This window comes from Cryptocyanus atlanticus LEGE 06306 (assembly GCF_056633155.1).
In genome coordinates this window covers 121,247-143,351 of the sequence record NZ_JBSJOZ010000003.1, presented here as the reverse complement: position 1 = coordinate 143,351, position 22,105 = coordinate 121,247, and the positions used below count along the sequence as shown (strand labels likewise).

Here is a 22,105-nt window from a genome sequence, read left to right as displayed (position 1 = left end):
AGGCTACTGAGGGGGACTCAGCGATGAACCCAGAGCGCGCGTCGTCTGAACGTCCGATCCGCCCGTCCCGGTGGGTCGAAGCACGTCTGGCCTGGCTGGAGCGGGGCGAACACTTCGAGGACGCCTACGCCCTGCGGATGGAGATGGCCGAATGGTTGCTGGAGGCCTGCGAAGAACCTCCGTTCTGCCGGTTGCATCGACCCGGGGATGGCACGCCCCATGGGGATTCCCTGGTGAGTGATCCCGGCTAGCACCCCACGGGCCGGCGCCGGAGATAGGTTCTGAGCCTGCTCTCCGCCGACGTGACCCCATGACCATCGCCCTGCTCCTGGCTCTGGTCGGTTCCCTGGTGCTCATGAGCGTCATCGTCCAACGGCTCGGCAAGGCCTGAGCGGCTGGCGGACGGGCCGCTTTCGACCCCTTCCCCTGGGGCGCCGTTTCAGCCGGGAGTCTCGGCCAGGGAACGGCCCTTCCAGGTCCATCCCTGGCCCGTGCTGGTCTTCCAGATCGAGACCGGCGCGATCGCGGCGATCATCAGACCCCCCAGCCCGCCCAGCCACCAGTGGCGCAGGCCGAGACCGAACCGCCAGCGGCTCCAGATCCGGATGGCGAGCTGCAGGGCGATGCCCAGCACCGCCGGCCCGGGGGCCAGCGGAAGCAGGAGCCAGGGGCCGCTGAACAGCAGCAGCACCACGGCTCCGCTGGCCAGGGTCAGGGGGGCGTTGCGGTTCAGTCCCAGGTACCAGTTCTTGGTCCAGCCTTCCCAGAGGGCGCCGGTGCTGCGGTACATGCGCAGGCTGAGCAGATCGAGGCCCAGCAGGTAGCGCAGCCGCAGCCGGTGGTGTTTGATCGCCCGGGCCAGGGCAAGATCCTCCACCACCTCGGCGGCCACCGCCCGGTGCCCGCCGATCCGTTCGTAGGCGCTGCGGCGGAAGAGCATGAACGGTCCGGCCGCAAAGGCGGTGGGATCGTCCGGGTCGTTGGCGCGGTCGATCGGAAAGCCCAGGCCCAGCAGCGCGCTCACGATCGGCTGCACCAGCCACTCCGCCAGGCAGCCGCACTCGAGCTTCGGAGCCAGGCTGAGCAGATCCGCGCCGCTGCGGCGGGCTTCCGCCAGCGCCGCTGCCAGGGCCATGGGCCCCACGGTCACATCGGCATCGAGGAACAGCAGCCAGCGGTCGTCCTTCTTGCCGGCGGTGGCCAGGTGACGCACCGCTTCACTGCAGGGCCAGGTCTTGCCGCACCAGCGCTCCCCCTGGGGTCTGGGTCCGCAGCGCAGCAGCTCCAGAACTCCCTGGGCCAGATCTCCGCGGCCCCGGTCCGCCTCCACCAGGGAGGTGGTGCCGTCGGTGGAGTCGTCGTCGGCCACGATCACCCGCCAGTCGGCCTGAGGTAACTCGCTGGCCAGCAGGGCGCTGAGGCAACCCTCGATCGTGGCGGCCTCATTGAAGGTGGGAACGATCACGAACAGCTCGGGCCGGGCTCCCTCGTCGCCCTCTCCGTGGGGGTCAGACCCGGGATCGTCTCCTGGGCCGGACCGGTTCTGCAGTCGGGGGGCGCGGCCCAGGGCCTGCTCCAGCCGCAGGAGCAGGATCAGCAGTCCGAGGACCGCCAGCCAGCCGAGGCCGCTGGCAACGCTGGCGACGGTGCTGGGCAGGGGCAGGGTGGACATCCGGGGGAGCGAGACCGTCGAGCCTCCACCTTCCCGCACCCCTGGATCGCTTCCCGGTCCAGGGACCGCCTCAGGCGGATCTCGCCTGGAGCGCGTGCGGGCCGGCGCGACGCGTGGAGCCGTGCCGCCGGGGGGGGGGGGTTGGGCCGCCAGCAGAGCACGCTCCCTGTGGACATCGAGCACGATGTGGATCCTGCGTCCGTGGGGATCCCGGTAGGAGGTGATGGCCAGATCCTCCGGTTGAACGAAAAGCCGAGGATCGAGCCGCCCCGCCGCAGGAACAGCGGCAGGGTTTGAAGTTCGACCTACCCCATGGGGCCACACGGCCACTGACCTGTCCAGCTCGGTGGAGGCGGGTCTTCGCCTCAGCCGGGGGTGGCGTCCCGCACGGACTCGAACAGGTCGATGTCCCAGGCCACCAGATCCCGCCGGATCGCCTCTGCACGCCAGCGGGGCAGCAGGCGAGCCAGGTCCTCGCCGCTGATCACCCCGTGGAGAGCACCGTCCTCCTCCCGCAGGAAGGCCAGGGCGTGCCAGGCCAGAATCGCTGCCCCCACCGCGGTGGGATAGGAGATGTAGGTGGCACCGGCATAGGGGCTCTCCAGCAGGCCCCGGTAGCGCAGGTAGCTGAGTCCCACCGTTTCCACCGTGGTCTGCCGGTCGTTGCGGACATTCTCGGTGTAGCGGATCTCGGCGGATGCGGCGAAATGGGCCCGCCGGATCACACCGCTGCGCAGATAGTCCTCGATCCGCCTCGGTTTGTTCATCCCCGGCAGGATGGCGCGCACCATGGCCTCGATCGTCAGTTCGCTCTGCTGCGGCAGGGTGGTTTTCGAGAGGAGATTGAGCTGGAACAGGGCCTTCACCAGTTCCACTTCGGAACCGCCGGTGTAGACCCCGATTGAAGGGATCTGGGGAAAGGCGCGATGCAGGGACAGCAGCTCCTCCTGATACAGGGGGTACTGACGCGTCGGTCCCGGCTGGTTCGGAAAGACATGGTCGCGGGCGGCACTGAACGGCTCCAGCACGGTGATGCGGCCATCGCGCAGCAGCCGCGGCCGCTCGGCCAGCTCCTCCAGGGCCACCAGCGGCGACCAGGAGAAGACCACCGCATCGGAATCGATGTCCTCGAGGAGGTACAGATCCACGCTCTCGACCTCCAGATCCCTCCGCCGTGCCGCCTTCAACTCCTCCAGCCGCAGTCCGATCAGGAAACTGGTGACCCCCGGGGAGATGCCCAGGTTGATCAGCGCCGCGCATCCGCGCTGCCGCAGGGCCTGATCGAAGGCGTACTGGGAGAAGGTGAGCGAGGCCTCCGTCTCGGCGTCATACATATCGGAGGCGAGGTCGACCCCATGGGCGCCCAGGCGCAGCCCCAGCTCCAGCATCGGCCGGTTGAACTGGGGATGGGCGGCATTGATCAGCAGGTGGGCCCCCTCCAGCCGGCAGCACGCCTCGCCTTCGGCGGCGAACACCAGCCTGAAGTCGGGAACCTCGACGAACGTGATCCGGTCGAACAGGCGTTCGGCGTGGAAGAGAGCGTCCCGGGCCAGTTCGGCGTTGACCACCACCACGATGAACCGGTGCGGGACGCCGTCCCGCTCGGCCAGCTCGGCCAGGCAGATCAGCATCGACGAGCCCACGGCCCCGAGCCCGAAGAAGGCGATCGTGAGGGTTGAGGGGCCGTCCGGCGCGGTGCTCATGACGGGTGGCGCTGCCGCCGAGGCTATCGCCGCTGCTGGGCCGGCACTGAGCGGCGAGGGGGAGAGGACCCGGGCGCGAGCAGCGGGGCGCCATCGAGGCGCCGGATCGCCACCACGCCAGGGCGGGGGGGGCGCCCGGGTCCCCCCGACGGCCAGTTCGAGCCCAGGGGAACCCAGCGCACCTGATCGAAGGCGCGACCGTCGCGGTCGACGAGCCGATGGGCCTGGGCTTCAAGGGCGTTCCCGACCCGGGTGCCGTGGCGCTCACCCGGATGCTGCACCGCCAGGAACAGGCTGGTTTCGGCGGCATCGAAGCAGGGGCCGCAAAACTCACATTCCATCGGCCCGGAGGCAAACAGCAGCGCTTCGCCCGCCCCTGGACCCCTGCGGGGCAGCAACCAGCAGCCGTTGTTGCCGAACACGTCCAGGTCGTCCGCCGTGCTGGAGCGGTCGGTCACCATCCAGAGGTTGCCGGCCCGGTCCAGCGCCAGATTGTCCGGATTGGAGAACCCCAGGCCCCCCTGCCAGGGGGTGCCGCCCGTGGCCGCCATCCGCCAGCGGAAGCGGCTGCCCCGGGACGTGTCGGCATCACTGAGCCGCATGATCCAGCCGAAGGGCCAGCTCGATTCCCCGCCAGGGCCGCGGAAGATGGCCGGATCGGACCGGCCATCCTCATTCACGCCGCCGGCGGTGAAGGCGATCAGCAGATCGCCGCTGATCGGATCCAGGTCCGTGTCCTCCGGCCTGGCGGCCGGCGTGGCACCGGCGGCGCTGGCGGCCAGATGGGCATCGATCAGGATCGCCCCGATCTGCTCGTCCCCCGTACCGGGATAGAGGTCGGCCAGGGTCGGGAACCGGTGGCGGTAGGCCGCCACTGCCGCATCGCTGACGAGCGACTCGGCGCCGGCCCGGCTCCGATCCCCGTGGGGGACGAGGCAGGCATGTGGCACGCCGTGGCGCCCAAAGTGGCTGGGGGGGATGGGGTTCACCTCGGTGCCGGGCTCCAGGGGAATCCAGTCGCCGCGGCCGTCCGGGGAGAACCGGGCCGCCTCCAGCCGGCCGGCCAGAAAGAGGTCGGAATTGGCGGGATCCGTCGGATCGCTGATCGGCCTGTCGCCCACGAACCGATACAGGTGGCCGCCCATGCGGTCACAGCCGGAGTACACCACCAGGGGCTGTCCGGTTTCCGCCTTCACCGCCACGGCCTCATGGCGGAAGCGCCCCAACCAGCTGTGCTTCACGGCCCGGCGCTCGGGCCGCCGTGGATCCACCTCCACCATCCAGCCATATTTGTTGCCGGCCAGGGCGAAGGGATTGCCGAGGCCCTGCAGCCGCTGCTCGCCGAACTGGAACGGAAGGTCGGCCGGATCGGACGCGCTGCCATCGGCAAACACCGCCTCGACCACCTGGTCCTGGACGTTCTCTTCGGCGCTGAGCACCGTCCCCCAGGGGGTGACGCCGCCGGCGCAGTTGGCGAAGGTGCCGATGACACGATCGCCGAGGCCGTCGTCGTGGCCGAGGCGATCCCGGCGGCGAAACACGGCGGCGGCCGGCCCGCTGACGGCCAACTGGGCCGAGGGATCCCCCAGGCCGCTCAGGCCATCGATGCGCCAGTCCCGGCGCCCCGCCTGCCGGCGCCAGGACCCATCCGCCTGGCGGGCGATCTCGATCACGCCGATGCCCAGATCGCTCAGGGCCGCCGCGGCCAGCTGGCGGCACTGGGCCGCCAGGGGATCACCGGGTTCCAGGCTGCCCACGTCCACCGTGCCGCCCCGCTCCCGCAGGGCCTCGATCAGGGCCTGGGCGGGAAGCTCGGCACCGATCGCCTCCCGGTAGCCCTCGATCCAGGGCCTGGGACTGATGTATTCGAAATTCACCGTCAGCAGCGCCCGGTCTTCGCCCAGCTCCACCAGGGCGAGGTAGTCGTTGTTGAAGCCAAAGCGACCCGGTCCCAGCGGTTCTCCCCAGGCCGCGACCAGATCGGCGCGGTAGCCCTCCGGGACCAGCAGGCGGTCGTCGATCGTGATGGCCCCGTAGCGGGCTTGCTGCTCCGGGGCACTCAGCCCGTCGCTGGGCAGTGGCATCGGCCCCGGCAGGGGAGTGAAGGGCAATCGCCTCGGCTCGGTGAGGATCGGACTGGTTCCCGCCGCGCTGGAAGCGCCGGCGGCGGCGGCTGCCGACAGCCCCAGCAGGGTGAACAGGTCGCGGCGGCGCATCATCGGATCAGGAGCCATGGGTCCAGCTGATGTTCAGCGGGGATCGGCGGGTCCCGACGGCCGGTTGGCTCCAGGGGCACCTCACCGGCTCCCGACTCTGGCGATTGGCCCCATTGACGGAGCCGATCGTGAGGGCGCCATGGAGGGTGATCTTCCTGGTGCTTGTGCGGGAGGTTTCCGGGCCGGCGATGGAGATCGATTTGGAGGGAGCGGCAACCGGATCGATCGTCTCCCCCCGTTGGACCCGGTGCTGGGCGACGAGGCCGAATTCGCAGCCGATCCCGTCGCCGGGGGCCGGGAGTTCCCGGTGGGCCAGGGAGTCCTGCGAGCAGGCCGCCCGGCGCCCCGGTCCGCCGTTGCCCAGGTCAGGCTCGGCGTCCTCCTCGATGCCGGGCATCAGCCGGTCGCCCGCGGCGTGGCGATGCGCCAGGTCGAGGTCATGCTGGCCGGTGCCCCTGGCCGGCCGGCCCAGGGCGCCGACGAGTTGCTCGACCATGCCGTCGACCCGATCGACGGCGGTCATTCCGGTGCGCTGGGGATCGCCGGAGCTGGCCGGAGCCGGCCGATCGGAACTGGACGTGCTCTGGGCCACCGGTCCACGCATGGTCAGTGGGCGGGAGATCCCCTTCAGGCTGTCGCGGCAGGGTTAAGGACGGACCAACACCGGCTTGGCCCTCGGACGCCTGCGCACCATTCCGCCGGCCGCCGGGCTCAGGTCCCCTCCGCCCGCCGGGCCTCCGCCATCAGCCGTTCCAGCCGGGTGAGCACCGATTCGTTGCTCATGCGGTTGTTGAGCCGCTCCGCCAGCAGGGGGAAGGCAAACGGTCCTGGGCGGGGGGTGATCTCCAGCCGCAGCTCGCTGGTACGCAGCCGCTTCAGGGCCTCCCGCAGCCGGCCGAGCTCCAGCTGGTCGTCGAGCACCTCCCGGCGGGCCTGGGCCAGCAGCGGGTTGGCCGGTTCATGGCGCTGGAACACATCAAACAGCAGCCCGGCGCTGATCTGAAGCTGACCGCCAATCCTGGACTGGCCGGGGAAGCCGTTCAGCACCAGCCCGCTCACCTGGGCGATCGCCCGGAAGCGACGCCGGCAGAGCTCCGAGAGATTGATCGAGTTCTCCAGATGCTCCTGCAGTGCCGCCTCACTGAGCAGCGTCCCGCCCGCGCTCTCGAACAGCTCAGCGAAGGGATAGCCCCGCGGGGCCAGCAGCTCGAAACCGTAGTCGTTCACCGACACCGTGATCGTGGCCGCCTCGATCCGGGTCAGCCGGCCCGCCCAGAGGAAGCCGAGACCCTCATGCACGAACCGCCCCTCGAAGGGGTAGGCATAGAGGTGGCTGCCCTCGCGGCTGCGGGTGATCTCCACCAGGAACTGGTCGGCTCTCGGCAACGCCGAGAGGTCCTGCTGGCGGCGCAGCAGGGGCTCGAGGGCGCGCAGTTCCGGGGTGTCGAGGTGGGTGCCGCCTCCCTCCAGGGCCCGCGCGCAGCGGTCCACCTCCTGGCGCAGATGGACGCCGAGCAGATCGGAGAGCGCCATCTGGCCGCCGGCCCAGGCCGGCACCAGCCGGCTTCGGCGGCGGCTGGCCTTCACCAGGGCAGTCATCTCGCGCAGGCGCACGAACTCCAGCTGCCGCCCGGCGAAGAAGAACCCATCGCCGGGCTTGAGGCGGCTCACGAAGCTTTCCTCCACGTGGCCGAGCGTGGCGCCGCGGACCACCTTGATCGTGATGGAGTGGCTGGCGGTGATCGTGCCGATGTTGAGCCGGTGCAGGCGGGCGAGGGCGGTGTCGGTGACGCGGTAGCGGAAGGGCGCCGCCGCTGCCGACCGCTGCAGCGGTTCGCGCTCGAGCTTGCGGTAGCGGGGGTAGGTGCCGAGGCAGGCGCCACCGTGCTCAAGGAAGCGGAGGCACCAGGCCCAGTCCCCGTCGCTGAGCGTGCGGAAGCTCCAGGCGCTGCGCACGGTCTCCAGCTCCTGCTCGGGCTCGAACCCCGGCCCGCAGGCCAGGCTGGTGAGGTGCTGCAGCAGCACGTCGAGGGGGGCCCGTGGGGGTTTGCGCTGCTCCACGAGGCCGGCGGCCAGCCCGCGCCGCATGGCGCTCACCTCCAGCAGCTCCAGGGCGTGGGTGGGCATGAACAGCACCTGGGAGGTGCCGCCGGGGTTGTGGGCCGAGCGACCGGCCCGCTGCAGCAGCCGGGCCAGGTTCTTGGCGCTCCCGATCTGCACCACCCGCTCCACCGGCTGGAAGTCGACACCCAGATCGAGCGAGCTGGTGCAGACCACCCACCGGATGGCACCGGTCTTCACGCCGCTCTCGATCGCTTCCCGTTCGGCCCGATCGATCGAGCCGTGGTGAAGGGCCAGGGCGTCCTCCATGTCGGGGCAGGCGAACCGCAGGCACTGGCGCCAGCGTTCGGCCTGGTGGCGGGTGTTGGTGAACAGCAGGGTGGACACGGCCGGATCGAGGGCCCCCACCAGCTCCTCGTACATGCGCAGGCCGAGATGGCCGGCCCAGGGGAAGCCGTCGATCGACGGGGGCAGCAGGCTGCGGATCTCGGTGGCCCGCCGGATCCTGGCGGTGATGATCAGGGGTTCGGCGCCGGCTCCCACCGCCGCCCGGGCCGCCTCTTCGAGGTTGCCGATCGTGGCGCTGATCGCCCAGGTGCGCAGGCCGGGTCGGAGGCGGCGAAGCCAGCTCAGGCCCAGTTCGGTCTGCGAGCCCCGTTTGCTGCCCATCAGCTCATGCCACTCATCGAGCACCACCGCCTGGAGGTCGCCGAAGAGCTCGGTGGCCCCCGCACCGGCCAGCAGCACCGAGAGCGATTCGGGGGTGGTGATGAGGATCTGGGGCGGAGTCTTCAGCTGACGGGCCCGCTCGGCGTTGCCGGTGTCCCCGTTGCGGATGCCCAGCCGCACCGGCCAGCCCATGGCCTCGATCGGCAACCGGATCGCCAGGGCCAGATCACGGCTGAGGGCCCGCAGCGGGGTGAGATAGAACAGCCGAAGTCCTCGGGGCGTGGTGCCGCCGGCGCGCTCCGCTTCCGCCAGCATCGCCGCGATCGGGCCCATCACCGCGGCATAGGTCTTGCCGGCGCCGGTGGGCACCTGGATCAGCCCGTCCCGGCCGTCCCGATAGGCCCTCCAGCAGCGACGCTGAAACGGCAGGGGGCGCCAGCCCTTCCGGGAGAACCAGGCCTCGATCGGCGCCAGTGACGGCTTGGACACGGAACTCAAGGTTGCCGGCCGGCTCAGGTGATCAGGAGACCAGGACGGCTACCACCACCGCGGCGATGGCCAGGATCACCGAACCCAGCACCACCCCGGCGGCCACATTGCCCCGGCGCACTTCGGCCCGGAAGTCGGTGGGTGAGAGGGCGTCGAACAGCCGCAACCCGCCATAGATGAGGATGACCCCCACGAAGGTCCAGCCGACCGTCAGGAGTAACTGGAGCAGCGGTTTGACCATCGCCTCGCCCGGAATCGAGCGCCACGCTACCGAGCTGGTCCGCTGGCCCCTGCTCGCCTGGCTGCTGCCGTTGCTGCCGCTGCTGATTCTGGCGGCCTCGGCGCTGGTGCCCGCCCAGCGCCAGCTGGTCGCCGTGGATCCGGCTGCTCCGGTGCTGAGCGGGCCCTTCACCCTCCGGGGAGGACCGCTGGGGAGCCCGTCGATCCGGCTCCGCACGGACCTCCCGCCCGACAGCTCGATGGGGCTGGCGGTGGATCTGCTCGATGCCGGCGGCACGGCGGTGCTCCAGCTCGACAAGGAGGGCTGGCGTGAGACCGGCACCTGGGTGGAGGACGGCCAGAGCGGCACCTGGGACGAGAGCGACACCGTCGTAGCCCTGGACCTGAGGCCCCGGACGTCGGGCTCCTATCGCCTCCGCCTGACCCTGGAGGATCTGCGGGACGACACCGGCCGGCCGCTCCAGGCCCCGCTCGTGGTGCGTCTGCGGGTGCGCAACCACAGCGTCGACGCGCCGTTGCTGCTGTTCACCGCCGTCGTGGGAACGGGGATGGTGGCGATCCTGCACGCCTCGATCTACCGCGGCTGGCGCACCCGGCGGGTGGTGCGGCTGGAGGACTGCCGGGTGGGGCTGCGTCTCTGGGCCGGCGGGCCAGGCCTGCTGCGGCTGAGGATCCGGGCCCGCTGGGAGCGGCCCAGCAGCGACACCGCCCCGCTGGCGGGCCTGCCCCAGACCCGCTTCGAGCTGGTGGTGAGCGACGCCCTGGGCCGCCCCCGGCTGGAGCAGCGCCGCTGGCTCGCCCCCCGGCGGTACTCCAGCGACGGCGACCACTGGCTGACCCTGGCGGAGACCATCGACCTGCGGGTGCCCGATTCCCAGAACCTGCGCGTCCGCGCCGTTGTGAGCGAGCGGCTCGACGACGGCGACGAGCCGTGGGAGATCGAATGGCTCGAACTGGTGCTGGAGGACGGCGTGCGCACGGCGGTTCCGGTGGTGGCCCTGCCGCTGGCCCCGGCCCGTGAGGCGGCCTGAGATGCCGCTCGAACGCCGGTTGATTCTGGTGCTCACCGTTTCAGCGGTGGGGGTGGGCTCGCTGGCCGCCATCACCCGGCCGATGCTCTACCGCATCGGTCAGGACGGCACCCCCGCCGGGGGCCGCGGAGTGATCTTCCGGGGCGGCTACCGCGGCGGCCGCTGGGTGGGCCGTGAGGTCCCGCGCGACTGGTCCCGGTTCCAGGGCCGGGGGCCGGGGGCGGCGAAGTAGCGATGTCCTCCCGTCCGCCGGCTCCCTTGTCGCCGCTGCAGGTGAAGGTGCTGCTGGCCACGGCCGCCGTCTCCTCCTGCGTGGGGCTGGTGCTGGAGCTGATGCTGGCCACCCAGGCCAGCTATCTGCTCGGTGATGCCGCCCTGGCCACGGGCGTGGTGATCGGCACGTTCCTGGCGGCCATGGGGCTGGGCGCCTGGCTCAGCCAGTTCCTGGCGGTGGGGGATCGCCAGCGCCAGCGGCTGCTGGGCTGCTTCCTGCTGGTGGAGCTGGGCCTGGCTCCGCTCTGCCTGCTGGGGCCGCTGCTGCTGTTCGGCCTGTTCAGCCTGGACGGCCCGGTCTGGCTGGCCCTGGTGGTGCTGACGCTGCTGGTGGGGGTGCTCGGCGGGATGGAGGTGCCGCTGCTCACCCGGCTGCTCGAGAGCCAGCAGCACCTGCGGCAGGCCCTGGCCCGCGTGCTCGCCCTCGACTACTTCGGCGCCCTGGTGGGGGCGCTGCTGTTTCCGCTGCTGCTGCTGCCCTGGTTCGGGCTGCTGCCCACCGCCGGTCTGCTGGCCCTGGTGCCGCTGGCCAGCAGTGCCCTGCTCTGCTGGATGTTTCCCGAGTGCCGCCGCTGGCGCTGGCCGGTGAGCGCAGCCCTGCCGGTGGCGGTGCTGGCGGCCCTGGCCGTGGTGCCGCTGGGGGACCGGATCGAGGATGGCCTCTACGCCGACCCGGTGGTGGGGCGGGCCCAGTCGCGGCACCAGCGGATCGTGCTCACCCGGCGGGGTGGCGACCTGCGCCTGTTCCTCGACGGCAACCTGCAGTTCTCCAGCCTCGACGAATACCGCTACCACGAGGCCCTGGTCCACCCGGCCCTGGCCTTCCATCCCCGGCCCCGGCGGGTGCTGGTGCTGGGGGGCGGCGACGGTCTGGCCGCCCGGGAGGTGCTGCGCTGGCCGGGGGTGGAACGGGTGGATCTGGTGGAACTGGATCCGGCGATGGCCCAGCTGGCCCGTCGCCATCCCGTCCTGCGGCGGATCAATGGCGGCAGCCTGGACGACCGGCGTGTGCGACTGCATCTGGGGGATGCCTTCGAGCTGGTGCGCCGGCTTTCGGGCCCCTACGACGTGGTGATCGCCGATTTTCCCGACCCCGCCACCGCCCCCCTGGCCCGCCTCTACAGCGTCACCTTCTATGGGCGGCTGCTGGGGCGCCTGGCGCCGGAGGGGCTGATCGTGACCCAGGCCTCGACCCCGTTCTTCACGCCGGCGGTGATGGCCTCGATCCAGGCCTCCCTGGAGCAGGTGAATCTCGCCACCCGGCCCTACAGCGTCACGGTGCCCAGCTTTGGGCCCTGGGGGTTCGTGCTGGCCCACCGCCCGGGGCAGGATCTGCGGGCCGCCGCGCTGCCCTTCGAGGCACGCTGGGTCGATGCCGACCGGCTGGCGCGGCTGTTCGAGCTCCCCCGGGATCTGCGGCCCCCGCCCGATCAGCGGGTGCGGCCGAACCGGCTGTCGCGACCGGTCCTGGCCGACTACCAGCGCCGCAGCCTCTGGCGCTGAGCGATCGATAGGCTGGGCCCATGGGCGTCTGGATTCTGCTGCTGGGCCTGCTGCTGGCGGCGCTGGTGCTGCTGCGCGTGCAGCGGCGGGAGCGACGAACGCCGGCCCTGCCCCGGGCCCGCACCCTGTTCGATCTGAGCACCGGCGACATCGTGCAGGCCGGCTCCCGCGACTGGGTGGTGGAAGACCGCCTGCTCTATGACGACGGAGGATTCCAGTGGCTGGAGTATCTCCTTCGCGATGGGCCCGACGGCCGCTGGCTGAGCGTCTGCGAAGACGACTGGCTTGAGGTGAGCTGGCTGGAGCCGGCTCCGCTCGAGCTGATCCACCAGGTGGAGGAGCTGCCGGATCCCTTCCCGGACCGGATCCACTGGGAGGGGGTGGCCTATGGGCTCAGGGAGCAGGGACGCGCCGGGGCCACCTCCAGTTCCCGCACCATGAACCGGCGCCTGGGCGGCTGCCGCTACGGCGACTACGAAGGGCCCGAGGGGCGGGTTCTCTCCCTGGAGCGCTGGGAGGGCGGCGGCCCCGGCGCCGTGGCGGCCGGCGCGGGGGACGACGAGGCGGAGATCACCCTGGGGCGGCGCATCGATCCCGCTGCGCTCACCCTGCTGCCCGGCGACGGCCGGTCGGTGTACCGGCCAGGGATCTAGGAGCCTGCCCTGCTCGGCCCTGGTGTCTCCCCCGCCGCCTCGGCCCCGGGGGGCAACCGTTGTGCCATCGGTCATAGCCGGCCGTGTATTTGGCCCGGCCCACGGCGATCGCACGGCCCACAATGGGGAAGAGCACCCCTGTCTGCCGGCATGAATGAACTCACCCGGGCGATCAACGATCACCTGGCTTCGGAATTCCAGGCCAGCCACACCTACCTGGCGATGTCGATCTGGCTGCGGGAGAAAGATCTGGCCGGTTTCTCCATCTACATGCTCAACAAGAGTCATGAGGAGCGCCAGCATGCCTCCCGCATGATTGCCTACTTAGTGGACAGTGATGCCGAAGTGGAACTGCCCACGGTGGAGGCTCCGCAGCGCAGCTGGCCCTCCGTTCAGGCCCTCTTCGATGTGGCCTACGGAATGGAAAAGGGTGTGACGGCCTCCATCAATCGGCTGTACACCATGGCCGAGCACCAGGGAGAGCGCAGTGCCACCGCCATGCTCGACTGGTTTGTCGCCGAGCAACTGCAGGAGGAAGCGGAGGCGCGCTTCGTCTGCAAGCGGCTGCGGCTCGCCGGTGACAACAGTGCTGCGCTGTTGCTGCTGGATCAGCAGTTCCTCGAAGGGACGGCGCTCAGCCATATCCAGCGGGGTCTCAGTGGGGCCGCTGAGGCCTGATCGCCGCCGAGGCCGAGCCCGATGGTGTCCTCCGAGCGTGTGACTTCCAGCCGTCCCGCCGGCCCGCGTGAGCGCTGCTGGAGCAGGCGGTCCTGCCATCACGGTCCGAGATCGGCGGACGCCGCCGCCCGGGAGAACTTCACCATGGCGCTGCTCGGAATGCCCAACACGGGGAAATCCACGTTCGACAAGCGGCTGACGGGCGGCCATGCCCAGATCGCCAACTGGCCCGGTCTCACGGTGGAGCTGCTGCGGGGCGCGATGCCCCCTGATCGTCTTGGTCAGGCCGACACGGTGGTTGATCTGCCCGGGATTCACGACCTCACTGGCAGCAGTGACGATGAGGCCGTGGTGCAGCGAGTGATGCGGAACGGCAGCCCCGATCTGCTTCTGGTGGTGCTCAATGCCAGCCAGATCAGCAGCCAGATCCGGTTGCTGCTGCCGCTGCAGACCCTGGGTCTTCCCATGGTTGCCGTCCTCAACATGAGCGATGAAGCCCGATCACTTCGGCATCGAGATCGACCATGCGACCATGGCGGCTGAGCTGGGGATCCCGGTGGTGGCCGTGAGCGCCAAGCGCAACCATGGGATCCACCAGCCCCTCGATCAGCTGCATCGGCTGCACAACCGACGCACCCGGGCGGTGGACAGGATCCTGCTGCATCCGGTGGCGGGCCTGCTGCTGTTTCTGGGCCTCGTTCTGACCGTGTTTCAGCTGCTCTACCTGGTGACGACTCCGCCGCAGGATCGCCTCGGGAGTGGCCTCGATTGGGTTCAGGCCCACCTGCTCGAGCCAGGGCTGTACCAGATCCAGGCGCCCCCCGTCCTGAAGGGCCTGGTGGTGGATGGCCTCTGGCTGGGGGGCGGCACGGTGGCCACCTCCGCGCCGCTGATCTTCTGTCTTATGTCGTGCTGGCGATCATCGAGGATTCCGGATATCTCCCGTGGGTGGCCATTCTCATGGATGGCTTCATGCGCTGGCTGGGGCTCGATGGCCGAGCGTTTGTGCTGCAGGTGATGGGCTTTGGCTGCAACGTTCTCTCCTTCCTGGGAACCCGTGTGATCCGGGATCGCGGTACGCGGCTGCTGGCCATGCTGTGTATTCCGTTTACCCTGTGCAGGTACGCTTCAGCGTGTATCTCTTCATGGCTGCCGTGTTCTTCCCCAGGCCGTGGTGGCCCCCTGGGCTGGTGCTATTGAGGTTCGATCTGATGAGTGTTCAGGCCGCCGTGATCACCGGCCTGATCTTCAAGTACCTCTATCCAGGCCAGGAGGCGTTGCTGTTGAAACTTCCGTCTTTCCGCGCCCCCAGGCCTGCTCACGGTCGTCCGCCTCGGCTGGACGTACATGCTGAATGTTCTGGTCACAACCCCGATGTTCATCCTGGTGGGGGCGACGGGAATCGGGCTGCGCACCAACCTGCCCGTCGGGGCCGCCGCGGCATCGGGTCAGACCTGGGATGGAGACATCGGTCGCTTCTTCCAGCCGGTGCTGGGGCCGATCGGGATGGGTCCCCAGCTCACGGTGTCGCTGTTCTTCGGCTTCATCGCCAAGGAGATTCTCTGGGGGCCATGGCCGTGATTGACACGTCGAGCGAATCAGGTCTGGGGGATGGACTGGCGTCCGTTATCCCAGCCTTGCAGGCGTTGAGTTTCATGACCTTCGTGTTGCTGTACACGCCGTGCCTGGGCATCCAGGCGGCCAGCTGCAGGAATCCAGATGCCGCCCCTTCGTTCTGCAGTCGCTGGAGTGGTCCCTGCTTCTGGCGTGGATGGCGGCGCTGATCATCGATCAAGGTGGTCGATTGATCGCCGGTCTGACCGTTCTCTCACACCCGAACGACCGCGTTCTGACTGTGCCTTGACAGCTCACGGATGGCCGATCGCTTCAGAGTGAAGCCACAGGGGTGACCTCACTCTGGCTGGCCTGTTCATGCCGGATCATGAACTCCACCAGGCCGCTGGCCACATGCAGAATCCCGCCAGGTTGTCCCCGCCGCAGGACCTCAAGGGGCGCACCGGTTTGGATCCCCATCGCCTGAAGACGCCGCTGTAAGGCCGGTTGCAAGGGCAGTGAATGGATGCGAACCAGCTGCCCTTGTTGCACCGAGCCGAGTGGCATCGCGATGCGTTGAACACGCATACGAGCCAAGCCCCCGACCGCAGGGCCGGACCTGCGCGATCAACGGGGGTGGACGGTCCGTCGCTTCGGGATTCGCCGCTCAGGTGTGGTCCGGGCCTGCTCCAGTTAGACGGTCTGGCCGTGGCGCGGCCGTTCCGGTTGGCCCGGCTCGTCCCACCGGCCGCCTTCCTCATCCGCGACGCCCGGCATCAGGGCCCGGGCGCTCTCGAGAGAGTCGGCTTCCGTCGCCGGTTTGTCGCGGCGCCAGCGGGAGATGCGGGGGAAGCGCACCGCCAGGCCGCTCCTGTGGCGCCTGGACTCCTGCAGGCCTTCGAAAGCCAGCTCGAACACCTGCAGCGGCTCCACGGCCCGCACCGGCCCGAAGCGTTCGGTGGTGTGGCGGCGGATCCAGCGGTCGAGTTCGCTGATCTCAGCACCATCGAGGCCGGAATAGGCCTTGGCGAACGTCATCAGCCGGGGCTCGTCCGCTTCCGCGGATCCCTCGCCGACCTGGTCGGCAGTGCCCGGCGGCCGGCTCCAGAGCGCGAAGGTGTAGTCGGTGAAGAGGTTGGCGCGGCGGCCGCTGCCCGCCTGGGCGTAGACCAGCACGGCATCGAGATGGAAGGGCTCCAGCTTGTGCTTCCACCAGTGGCCCCGCCGACGGCCGGCCAGGTAGGGCGAGGCCAGGGCTTTGAGCATCAGCCCCTCGGCGCCGGCGTGGCGGGCTCGCTGCCGCAGCGGCTCCAGGGCCTCCCAGTCCGGCAGGGGGAGGGCGGTCGAGAGGCGCAGGAGCCCGGCACAGGGAGGGGGCGCCGCCGCGGAGTGCCGCTGCTGCAGATCCTCCAGGGCGGCCCGACGCCGGCCCAGGGGCTGGGGGCGCTGGTCATCGCCCCCCAGCTCCAGCAGGTCGTAGGCCACGAAGGCCGCCGGGCTGGTCCGCCGCAGGGCGGCGCTGGGCTTCTGGCGGCCGAGGCGCCGTTGCAGGGCGGCGAAGGGCTCGGGCCGCTTGCCCCCGGCCGGCCAGACGACCACCTCCCCATCAAGGGCCGTGCCCTCGGGCAGCAGCCGGGCCAGGGTGATCAGCTCCGGAAAGGCGGCATTGATCAGCTCTTCACCACGGCTCCAGAGAAAGGCCTCGCCGCCGCGGTGGATCAACTGGCCGCGGATGCCGTCCCACTTCCACTCCACCTGCCAGGCCGAGGTCTCCGTGCCCGCCAGCCGTCCGGTCTCCAGCGGAGAGGCCAGGAAGAAGGGATAGGGCCGGCTGAGGGGTATCGCACCGGCGGGCGCCGGCTCGAGCAGGGCGCGGAAGGCGGCCACCGAGGGGTCGAACCCCCCCATGAGCCGGTGGGCCAGCTCCGCCTCCTCCAGGCCGCCAGTCAGCGCCAGGGCCCGGATCACCAGACCGGTGGACACGCCCACCCGGAAGCCACCGGTGAGCAGTTTGTTGACCAGGAACACCTGGCCTTCGGGCAAGGCGGCCCAGAGCGCCAGCACCGCCTCCGCCTGGGCACCCTCCTCCAACCGGGCCAGGGCCGGCAGCCGCTCGCCCATCCAGGTGGCCAACGGCAGGTCCAGGGGGTCGGCGGCCGGCAGCTTCAACTCGGGTAGCAGCAGTGCGACCGTTTCGGCCGAATCCCCCACCTGGGCGTGGCAGGCATCGAAGAGCCACTCCGGCAGGCCACTGCGCTCCTGGCAGATCTGGCGGAGCCGCCGGCCGGTGAGCAGACGCCGGCGCCGCTTGCCGAGCAGCAGGGCCAGGGCCCAGGCCCCATCCTCGGCCGGGGCCGCCGTGAAGTACTCCGCCAGTGCCCGCACCCTGGCGTTGGTGCCACCACTGGCATCGAGTTGCTGGAGAAGGGTGGCGAAGGCCTGCATGGCGGTGATCGGGGCAGGGACCAGGACCTGGCTTCAGGGGCCGGCTGAAATCGTCCCAGGGATCCCGGTCGTTGTTCAGATCACGGGTCACTGTGCTGCCGATGCCGAGCTGGACCTGGGCCAGGGCGAGCAGGATCGTGAAGAACGGATCATTGCGGCCGAAGCCGGCCTGGAAACCCAGCACGCCCCATTCCTCCGCGGCGCTTGTGCCGTGGCCGCCCCGTTTGCCGGGCACCCTGCAGCCATGGGCATCGACGAAGGCCAGGACCGCCCGGCCGAGGCTGTCGTCCGGACAGCTGGCCAGGGATCGGTACCGGGCGGCCAGGGCGGTGGCGGTGGTTTGCAGCCGCTCCAGCTGGACGTGGAACCTCATCGGGAACGGGGAACTGGAGAGGAGGATGGGAAGGCAAACCGTCCCCTGCCGGGTGTTGCGGTGACCTGCCCCAGTTCCGACGAGGAACCGGTCGCGAGTGATCCCCCCCGACTCCCCCGGCTCCCCGACCCGGAGGTCCGGCCTTGCCGTTGTCTGGGCCCAGGGAGTTCCGTTTCAGTGGGGTGGATCCGGTCCCTCATCGAGACCCGTCCGTTGCCCGGCTCCCTGATCTGGAGGAGGGGTCTGGCGCCCGGACATGGTGGAGCTACCTGGCCCGGCCAGGCCGGGCAAGCGTTGTCCGCCCGCGGATGGTGCCACGACGCGCTGGTTGGTGGCCTCCGCTCACCGCCAGGATCAGGCCTACCAAATCGCTTTGATTTGCTCGAGTGCGTTCGACCACGCCTGCATCCTTTCTTTAAAGACTTCATCCGTGGTCATGGTGACTTTTCCAGAATTGTTCGGTAGCGCTTGTCTTTTTGAAGTCATCGCGTTCTTCTGAGCCGATCCACTTCGCCTCATGTCATCGGTGATGGGGCGCTCCATAGGCTGAGGATTCACCATGGCAACATGTTTCATTCTGATCAATTCATCCGGAATGATCTCCTCAACGAGGGCCTTCGCTCCTCCATGGGAAGCCACGCACTGGGACGTCGCCGTTGGTTGAACGGGGACGGCCCTGGGAGGACGGATCAAGCCCCCCGAGCGAGCGGGGTTCGGATCCGGCCCATTCGGGTGGTCGTCGTTGGGAAGTCGCCCAGGCATCCCGTGCTCCCCGGCATCGACCAGCTGTCCCCGGCCGGGCCTGGACGCGGGGCTGGTCTCCGCTGTCAGCGTCGTGGGTTCCCGGATCGCCGAACGCCCGTGGATGACGCTCACCCCATCGCCGAACGTTCCCGCCCGCTCCATCCGGATGACCCCGGGGGATCGGCAGGCGGATGTGTTGCGCGAGCAGTCGCCGCGCCGGATGTCTCGATCGCGATGGACCCGGGACCACAAACGTCTGGAGAGAATCCCGGCGGCCTTTGTCTGGCAGTCGAACTCCTCCAGCGTCATCGTCCCGGCCATCCTGGGCACCCCCTCGCAGCGGAGGATCCTGAGTGCCCCTGCGGAACCAGGCCTCCAGGAGTTCGGGGGCGATCCTCCCGACTCGTCCTGGGACGGTTCCGAGCATCGGCCCCGCAGGCCCCGCGCCTGCCAGGAACCCAGGCCCGCCCGTAGAGCCGGCCCACGGGTCTCGGCGGGGAGACCAGCCCACGATCAGGCCGGGTCTGGGCGCGTCAGCTCCGCTTCTGCTTCGTCCTGGCCCAATTCCGCCTGGAACCGCCCCTCGAGGGGCTCGGCGGCGATCCCCTCCACTTCCCGCAGATAGCGGGCCAGGCCGTTGCTGTTGCCGTGGGTCACGTACACCTGGCGGGCGCCGGACTGCTTCACGGTGGTCAGCAGGCCGTCCCAGTCGGCGTGATCGCTGAGGGTGAAGCCGCGCTCGTAGCCGCGCCTCCGCCGGGCGCCGCGCACCGCCATCCAGCCGCTGACGAAGGCGGTCTGGGGATTCTGGAAGCGCTTCATCCACACCGAGCGGTGGGCGGACGGGGGGGCGATCAGCAGGCGTCCCGCCAGTGGGGCGCCCCGGGGGAGCTCGCTCATCGGCCTGGTGGGCACCAGGCTGACCCCCTGCTCCCGGTAGGCGGGCATCAGGCTCTGCACCGCCCCGTGCAGCAGCACCTCCTCCTCCACCCCCAGCGCCGCCAGTTCCGCCAGCAGCCGCTGCGCCTTGCCGAAGGCATAGGCGAACAGCAGCGATGGCCGCTCCGGCGCGCTGCGCCACCACTGCAGGATGGCGGTGGCCACCTCGCGGCCCGGCCGCCAGCGGTAGATCGGCAGGGCGAAGGTGGCCTCGGTGATCAACACATCGGCACCCACCGGTTCGAACGGGGCGCAGCTGGGGTCGGCAGCGCGCTTGTAATCCCCGCTGATCAGCCAGGTTTCACCGCCAGCCGTGATCCGGATCTGGGCCGAGCCCAGCACATGCCCGGCCGAGTGGAACGACACCACCGCCTCACCGATGCGGAACTCCGCGCCGTAGCTCACCGGCGTGAGTGGGAGACCGTTCCCCAGCCGCTGACGCAGCACGGCCGCGCCGCTGCCCACCGCCCAGTAGGCCCCGCTGCCCGGGCGCGCATGGTCGGCGTGGGCATGGGTGATCAGCGCCCGCGGCACCGGCCGCCAGGGATCGATCCAGGCGCCGGCCGCCGGGCAGTAAAACCCCTGGGGGGTGAGCTCAATCAGGCCGCCGGCCGGAAGCACCATGGCGGGGCCGGTGGACGGGGCCCGGCCGGAGTGTGGAGGGGCGCATCCTGGCGGGCTCCGCGCGTTGACGCCGGCAGGCGCTTCCCCTAGCCATGGGGATCCCACGCACCCGGCCCATGCCGCTCGACATCCATCGCGAGGAGCTGGAGGCCACCGCCGCCGCCCTGGCCCGCCCGGGTTCGGGGTTGCTGGCGGCCGATGAATCCACCGCCACGATCGGTAAGCGCTTCGCGGCGATCAGGCTGGAGAACAGCGAGGAGCACCGCCGCGCCTACCGCACCCTGCTGGCCACCGCGCCGGCTCTGGGTGCGTCCGTCTCCGGGGTGATCCTCTTCGAGGAAACCCTCTTTCAGGACGCCACCGCCCCCGACGGCCAGCCGGCGGGATCGATCCTTGATCGCTTCCGGGAGCAGGGGATGGTGGTGGGGATCAAGGTGGATCAGGGGGTGGAGCCCCTGGCTGGGGGCCTGCCGGAGGAGAGCTGGTGCACCGGGCTCAAGGGGCTGCGGGAGCGGGCGGCCCGCTACTACCGACGCGGTGCCCGTTTCGCCAAGTGGCGGGCCGTGCTGCGCATCTCCGGCGAGGGCTGCCCCTCGGAGCTCTGCGTGCGTGAGAACGCCTGGGGCCTGGCCCGCTACGCCCGCACCGTTCAGGAGGAGGGTCTGGTGCCGATCGTGGAGCCCGAGATCCTGATGGACGGCGACCACGACATCCTCACCACCGCCACGGTGCAGGAGTGGGTGCTGCGCACGGTCTACGAGGCTCTCGGCCTGAACGGAGTGTTTCTGGAGGGCAGCCTGCTCAAGCCCTCGATGACCCTGCCCGGCGCCGCCTGCCAGGAGCGGCCCAGCCCAGGGCAGGTGGCCGAGTTCACGGTGCGAACCCTGCGGCGCAGCGTGCCGTCGGCCGTGCCGGCCATCCTCTTCCTTTCGGGCGGGCTGGGGGAGGAAGAGGCGAGTGTCTACCTCAACGCCATCAACCAGGTGCCGGGCGCCCCCTGGCATCTGGGCTTCTCCTTTGGCCGCGCCCTGCAGCATTCCTGCCTCCAGCACTGGAAAGGCCAGGACGTGGCCGCCGGCCAGGCCGCCCTGCTGGCCCGGGCCACCGCCAATGGCGAGGCGGCCCGGGGCTGTTACGTGGCCGGCTCCCAGCCCTCCGACGACGAGGCCTCGCTGTTCGTGGCCAACTACAGCTACTGAGCCTCAGGCGCTCAGCGCGAGCATCCGCTGGATCGGAGCCAGGGCCTTCCGTCGGGTGGTTTCGTCGAGTTCGATGGCGGGCTCCAGGCGCTCCAGGCACCGCCAGAGCTTCTCCAGTGTGTTCAGCCGCATGTAGGGGCAGGCGTTGCAGCTGCAGCCGTCCTGACCCGGCACCTCGAAGAATTGCTTGTGGGGCAGTTGCTTGCGCATCTGGTGCAGGATGCCGGGCTCGGTGAGCACGATGAACCGGGTGGCATCGCTGGCGGCCGCCCGTTCCAGGAGCTTGCTGGTGGAGCCAATGAAGTCGGCCAGATCCAGCAAGGTGGGCAGGCACTCCGGGTGGGCGATCACCTCCGCCTCCGGTTGCTCCAGCTTCAGCCGCAGCAGGCCCTCCTCGCTGAAGGTTTCGTGCACGATGCAACTGCCCGGCCAGAGCGTGAGCGCACGACCGCTCTGGCGGGCCACCCAGCGGCCCAGGTTCTGATCCGGCGCGAACAGGATCGGCCGATCGGCCGGCAGTTGCTGCACGAGGCGCACGGCGTTGCTGCTGGTGCAGATCAGATCGCTCTGGGCCTTCACCGCCGCCGAGCAGTTGATGTAGCTCACCACCAGATGGTCGGGGTGTCTGGCGCGGAAGGTGGCGAAGGCGTCGGCGGGGCAGGCGTCGGCGAGGGAGCAGCCCGCGTCGAGATCCGGCAGCAGCACGGTTTTGTCCGGGCTGAGGATCTTGGCGGTCTCCGCCATGAAGTGGACGCCACAGAAGACGATCACGTCGGCGCCGGTGCTGGCGGCCCGGCGGGAGAGTTCGAGCGAATCGCCGATGAAATCGGCCACGTCCTGGATCTCGGGGCTCTGGTAGTAGTGCGCCAGGATCACGGCATTGCGCTGGCGCCGCAGGGCTTCGATGGCGCCCGGCAGGTCCGCGGGGGCGGGAGCGGAGCCTGCGGCGGAGGGGGACGATCGGCGGGTGTCAGTGGCCGCGAAAACCAACCGATACCTCATCTGGGTCAGGATGGAACCACCCTAGGGATCTGGCACG

General features: G+C 70.1%; 22 protein-coding genes. 11 read left to right on the top strand and 11 right to left on the bottom strand.

Features of this window, described 5'->3' with window-relative positions; all coding sequences use genetic code 11:
• The first annotated feature begins 23 nt into the window (after positions 1-23).
• Positions 24-251, top strand: a complete 228-nt coding sequence (locus ACWJI7_RS04975; protein WP_479935848.1) for a hypothetical protein — start codon at positions 24-26, stop codon at positions 249-251.
• A 188-nt stretch (positions 252-439) separates the two neighbouring features.
• Here ACWJI7_RS04975 and ACWJI7_RS04970 read toward each other — a convergent pair whose 3' ends face one another.
• From ACWJI7_RS04970 to ACWJI7_RS04945, 6 genes are all read right to left on the bottom strand, one after another.
• Positions 440-1,672, bottom strand: a complete 1,233-nt coding sequence (locus ACWJI7_RS04970; RefSeq protein WP_479935847.1) for a glycosyltransferase family 2 protein — start codon at positions 1,670-1,672, stop codon at positions 440-442.
• Between the two features lie 365 nt (positions 1,673-2,037).
• Positions 2,038-3,375 (bottom strand): saccharopine dehydrogenase family protein, encoded by a 1,338-nt coding sequence (locus ACWJI7_RS04965; RefSeq protein WP_479935846.1) that lies wholly within the window; start codon positions 3,373-3,375, stop codon positions 2,038-2,040.
• 23 nt (positions 3,376-3,398) lie between these two features.
• Positions 3,399-5,609 (bottom strand): PhoX family protein, encoded by a 2,211-nt coding sequence (locus tag ACWJI7_RS04960; protein WP_479935845.1) that lies wholly within the window; start codon positions 5,607-5,609, stop codon positions 3,399-3,401.
• Positions 5,599-6,183, bottom strand: a complete 585-nt coding sequence (locus ACWJI7_RS04955; RefSeq protein WP_479935844.1) for a glycogen/starch/alpha-glucan phosphorylase — start codon at positions 6,181-6,183, stop codon at positions 5,599-5,601. The genes ACWJI7_RS04960 and ACWJI7_RS04955 overlap by 11 nt, the downstream gene beginning before the upstream one ends.
• Positions 6,184-6,302: 119 nt before the next feature.
• A complete protein-coding gene (locus ACWJI7_RS04950; protein ID WP_479935843.1) occupies positions 6,303-8,819 on the bottom strand; it encodes a ligase-associated DNA damage response DEXH box helicase in 2,517 nt (838 codons plus the stop codon).
• A 22-nt stretch (positions 8,820-8,841) separates the two neighbouring features.
• Positions 8,842-9,051 (bottom strand): DUF350 domain-containing protein, encoded by a 210-nt coding sequence (locus tag ACWJI7_RS04945; RefSeq protein ID WP_479935842.1) that lies wholly within the window; start codon positions 9,049-9,051, stop codon positions 8,842-8,844.
• Between ACWJI7_RS04945 and ACWJI7_RS04940 the strand changes: the two genes are divergently transcribed.
• The 9 genes from ACWJI7_RS04940 (at position 9,044) to ACWJI7_RS04900 (ending at position 14,769) form a co-directional block, all read left to right on the top strand.
• Entirely contained in the window at positions 9,044-10,081 is a 1,038-nt protein-coding gene (locus tag ACWJI7_RS04940; protein WP_479935841.1) for a hypothetical protein, read from the top strand. The two genes, ACWJI7_RS04945 and ACWJI7_RS04940, sit on opposite strands and share 8 nt — an antisense overlap.
• Before the next feature lies 1 nt (position 10,082).
• On the top strand, positions 10,083-10,313 hold the full coding sequence (locus ACWJI7_RS04935; RefSeq protein WP_479935840.1) for a hypothetical protein: 231 nt from the start codon (positions 10,083-10,085) through the stop codon (positions 10,311-10,313).
• A 2-nt stretch (positions 10,314-10,315) separates the two neighbouring features.
• Positions 10,316-11,857 carry a polyamine aminopropyltransferase gene (locus tag ACWJI7_RS04930; RefSeq protein ID WP_479935839.1) on the top strand — a complete coding sequence of 514 codons (1,542 nt, stop codon included), beginning with the start codon at positions 10,316-10,318 and terminating at the stop codon, positions 11,855-11,857.
• A 20-nt stretch (positions 11,858-11,877) separates the two neighbouring features.
• Positions 11,878-12,510: a DUF4178 domain-containing protein gene (locus tag ACWJI7_RS04925; RefSeq protein ID WP_479935838.1), complete on the top strand. Its 633-nt coding sequence runs from the start codon at positions 11,878-11,880 to the stop codon at positions 12,508-12,510.
• A 150-nt stretch (positions 12,511-12,660) separates the two neighbouring features.
• Positions 12,661-13,188, top strand: a complete 528-nt coding sequence (locus ACWJI7_RS04920) for a ferritin (protein WP_479935837.1) — start codon at positions 12,661-12,663, stop codon at positions 13,186-13,188.
• Positions 13,189-13,227: 39 nt separating this feature from the next.
• The gene (locus ACWJI7_RS04915) at positions 13,228-13,731 is read left to right on the top strand and encodes a FeoB small GTPase domain-containing protein (protein ID WP_479935836.1); all 504 of its coding nucleotides are present in this window, start codon (positions 13,228-13,230) and stop codon (positions 13,729-13,731) included.
• Positions 13,679-14,206 (top strand): hypothetical protein, encoded by a 528-nt coding sequence (locus ACWJI7_RS04910; protein WP_479935835.1) that lies wholly within the window; start codon positions 13,679-13,681, stop codon positions 14,204-14,206. The genes ACWJI7_RS04915 and ACWJI7_RS04910 overlap by 53 nt, the downstream gene beginning before the upstream one ends.
• Positions 14,149-14,388: a hypothetical protein gene (locus ACWJI7_RS04905; RefSeq protein ID WP_479935834.1), complete on the top strand. Its 240-nt coding sequence runs from the start codon at positions 14,149-14,151 to the stop codon at positions 14,386-14,388. Before ACWJI7_RS04910 ends, ACWJI7_RS04905 begins: the two co-directional genes overlap by 58 nt.
• Positions 14,389-14,535: 147 nt before the next feature.
• Positions 14,536-14,769: a hypothetical protein gene (locus tag ACWJI7_RS04900; protein ID WP_479935833.1), complete on the top strand. Its 234-nt coding sequence runs from the start codon at positions 14,536-14,538 to the stop codon at positions 14,767-14,769.
• Positions 14,770-15,075: 306 nt separating this feature from the next.
• On the opposite strand, the gene ACWJI7_RS04895 is transcribed toward ACWJI7_RS04900, so the two are convergent.
• The 4 genes from ACWJI7_RS04895 to ACWJI7_RS04880 form a co-directional block, all read right to left on the bottom strand.
• The gene (locus ACWJI7_RS04895) at positions 15,076-15,330 is read right to left on the bottom strand and encodes a FeoA family protein (protein ID WP_479935832.1); all 255 of its coding nucleotides are present in this window, start codon (positions 15,328-15,330) and stop codon (positions 15,076-15,078) included.
• Positions 15,331-15,435: 105 nt separating this feature from the next.
• On the bottom strand, positions 15,436-17,187 hold the full coding sequence (locus ACWJI7_RS04890) for an ATP-dependent DNA ligase (protein WP_479935831.1): 1,752 nt from the start codon (positions 17,185-17,187) through the stop codon (positions 15,436-15,438).
• A 733-nt stretch (positions 17,188-17,920) separates the two neighbouring features.
• Positions 17,921-18,199: a hypothetical protein gene (locus ACWJI7_RS04885; RefSeq protein WP_479935830.1), complete on the bottom strand. Its 279-nt coding sequence runs from the start codon at positions 18,197-18,199 to the stop codon at positions 17,921-17,923.
• 618 nt (positions 18,200-18,817) lie between these two features.
• Entirely contained in the window at positions 18,818-19,867 is a 1,050-nt protein-coding gene (locus tag ACWJI7_RS04880) for a ligase-associated DNA damage response exonuclease (protein ID WP_479935829.1), read from the bottom strand.
• A gap of 116 nt (positions 19,868-19,983) precedes the next feature.
• Between ACWJI7_RS04880 and ACWJI7_RS04875 the strand changes: the two genes are divergently transcribed.
• A complete protein-coding gene (locus ACWJI7_RS04875; protein WP_479935828.1) occupies positions 19,984-21,066 on the top strand; it encodes a class I fructose-bisphosphate aldolase in 1,083 nt (360 codons plus the stop codon).
• Between the two features lie 3 nt (positions 21,067-21,069).
• On the opposite strand, the gene nadA is transcribed toward ACWJI7_RS04875, so the two are convergent.
• A complete protein-coding gene (gene nadA, locus ACWJI7_RS04870) occupies positions 21,070-22,056 on the bottom strand; it encodes a quinolinate synthase NadA (RefSeq protein WP_479935827.1) in 987 nt (328 codons plus the stop codon).
• Positions 22,057-22,105 lie beyond the last annotated feature (49 nt).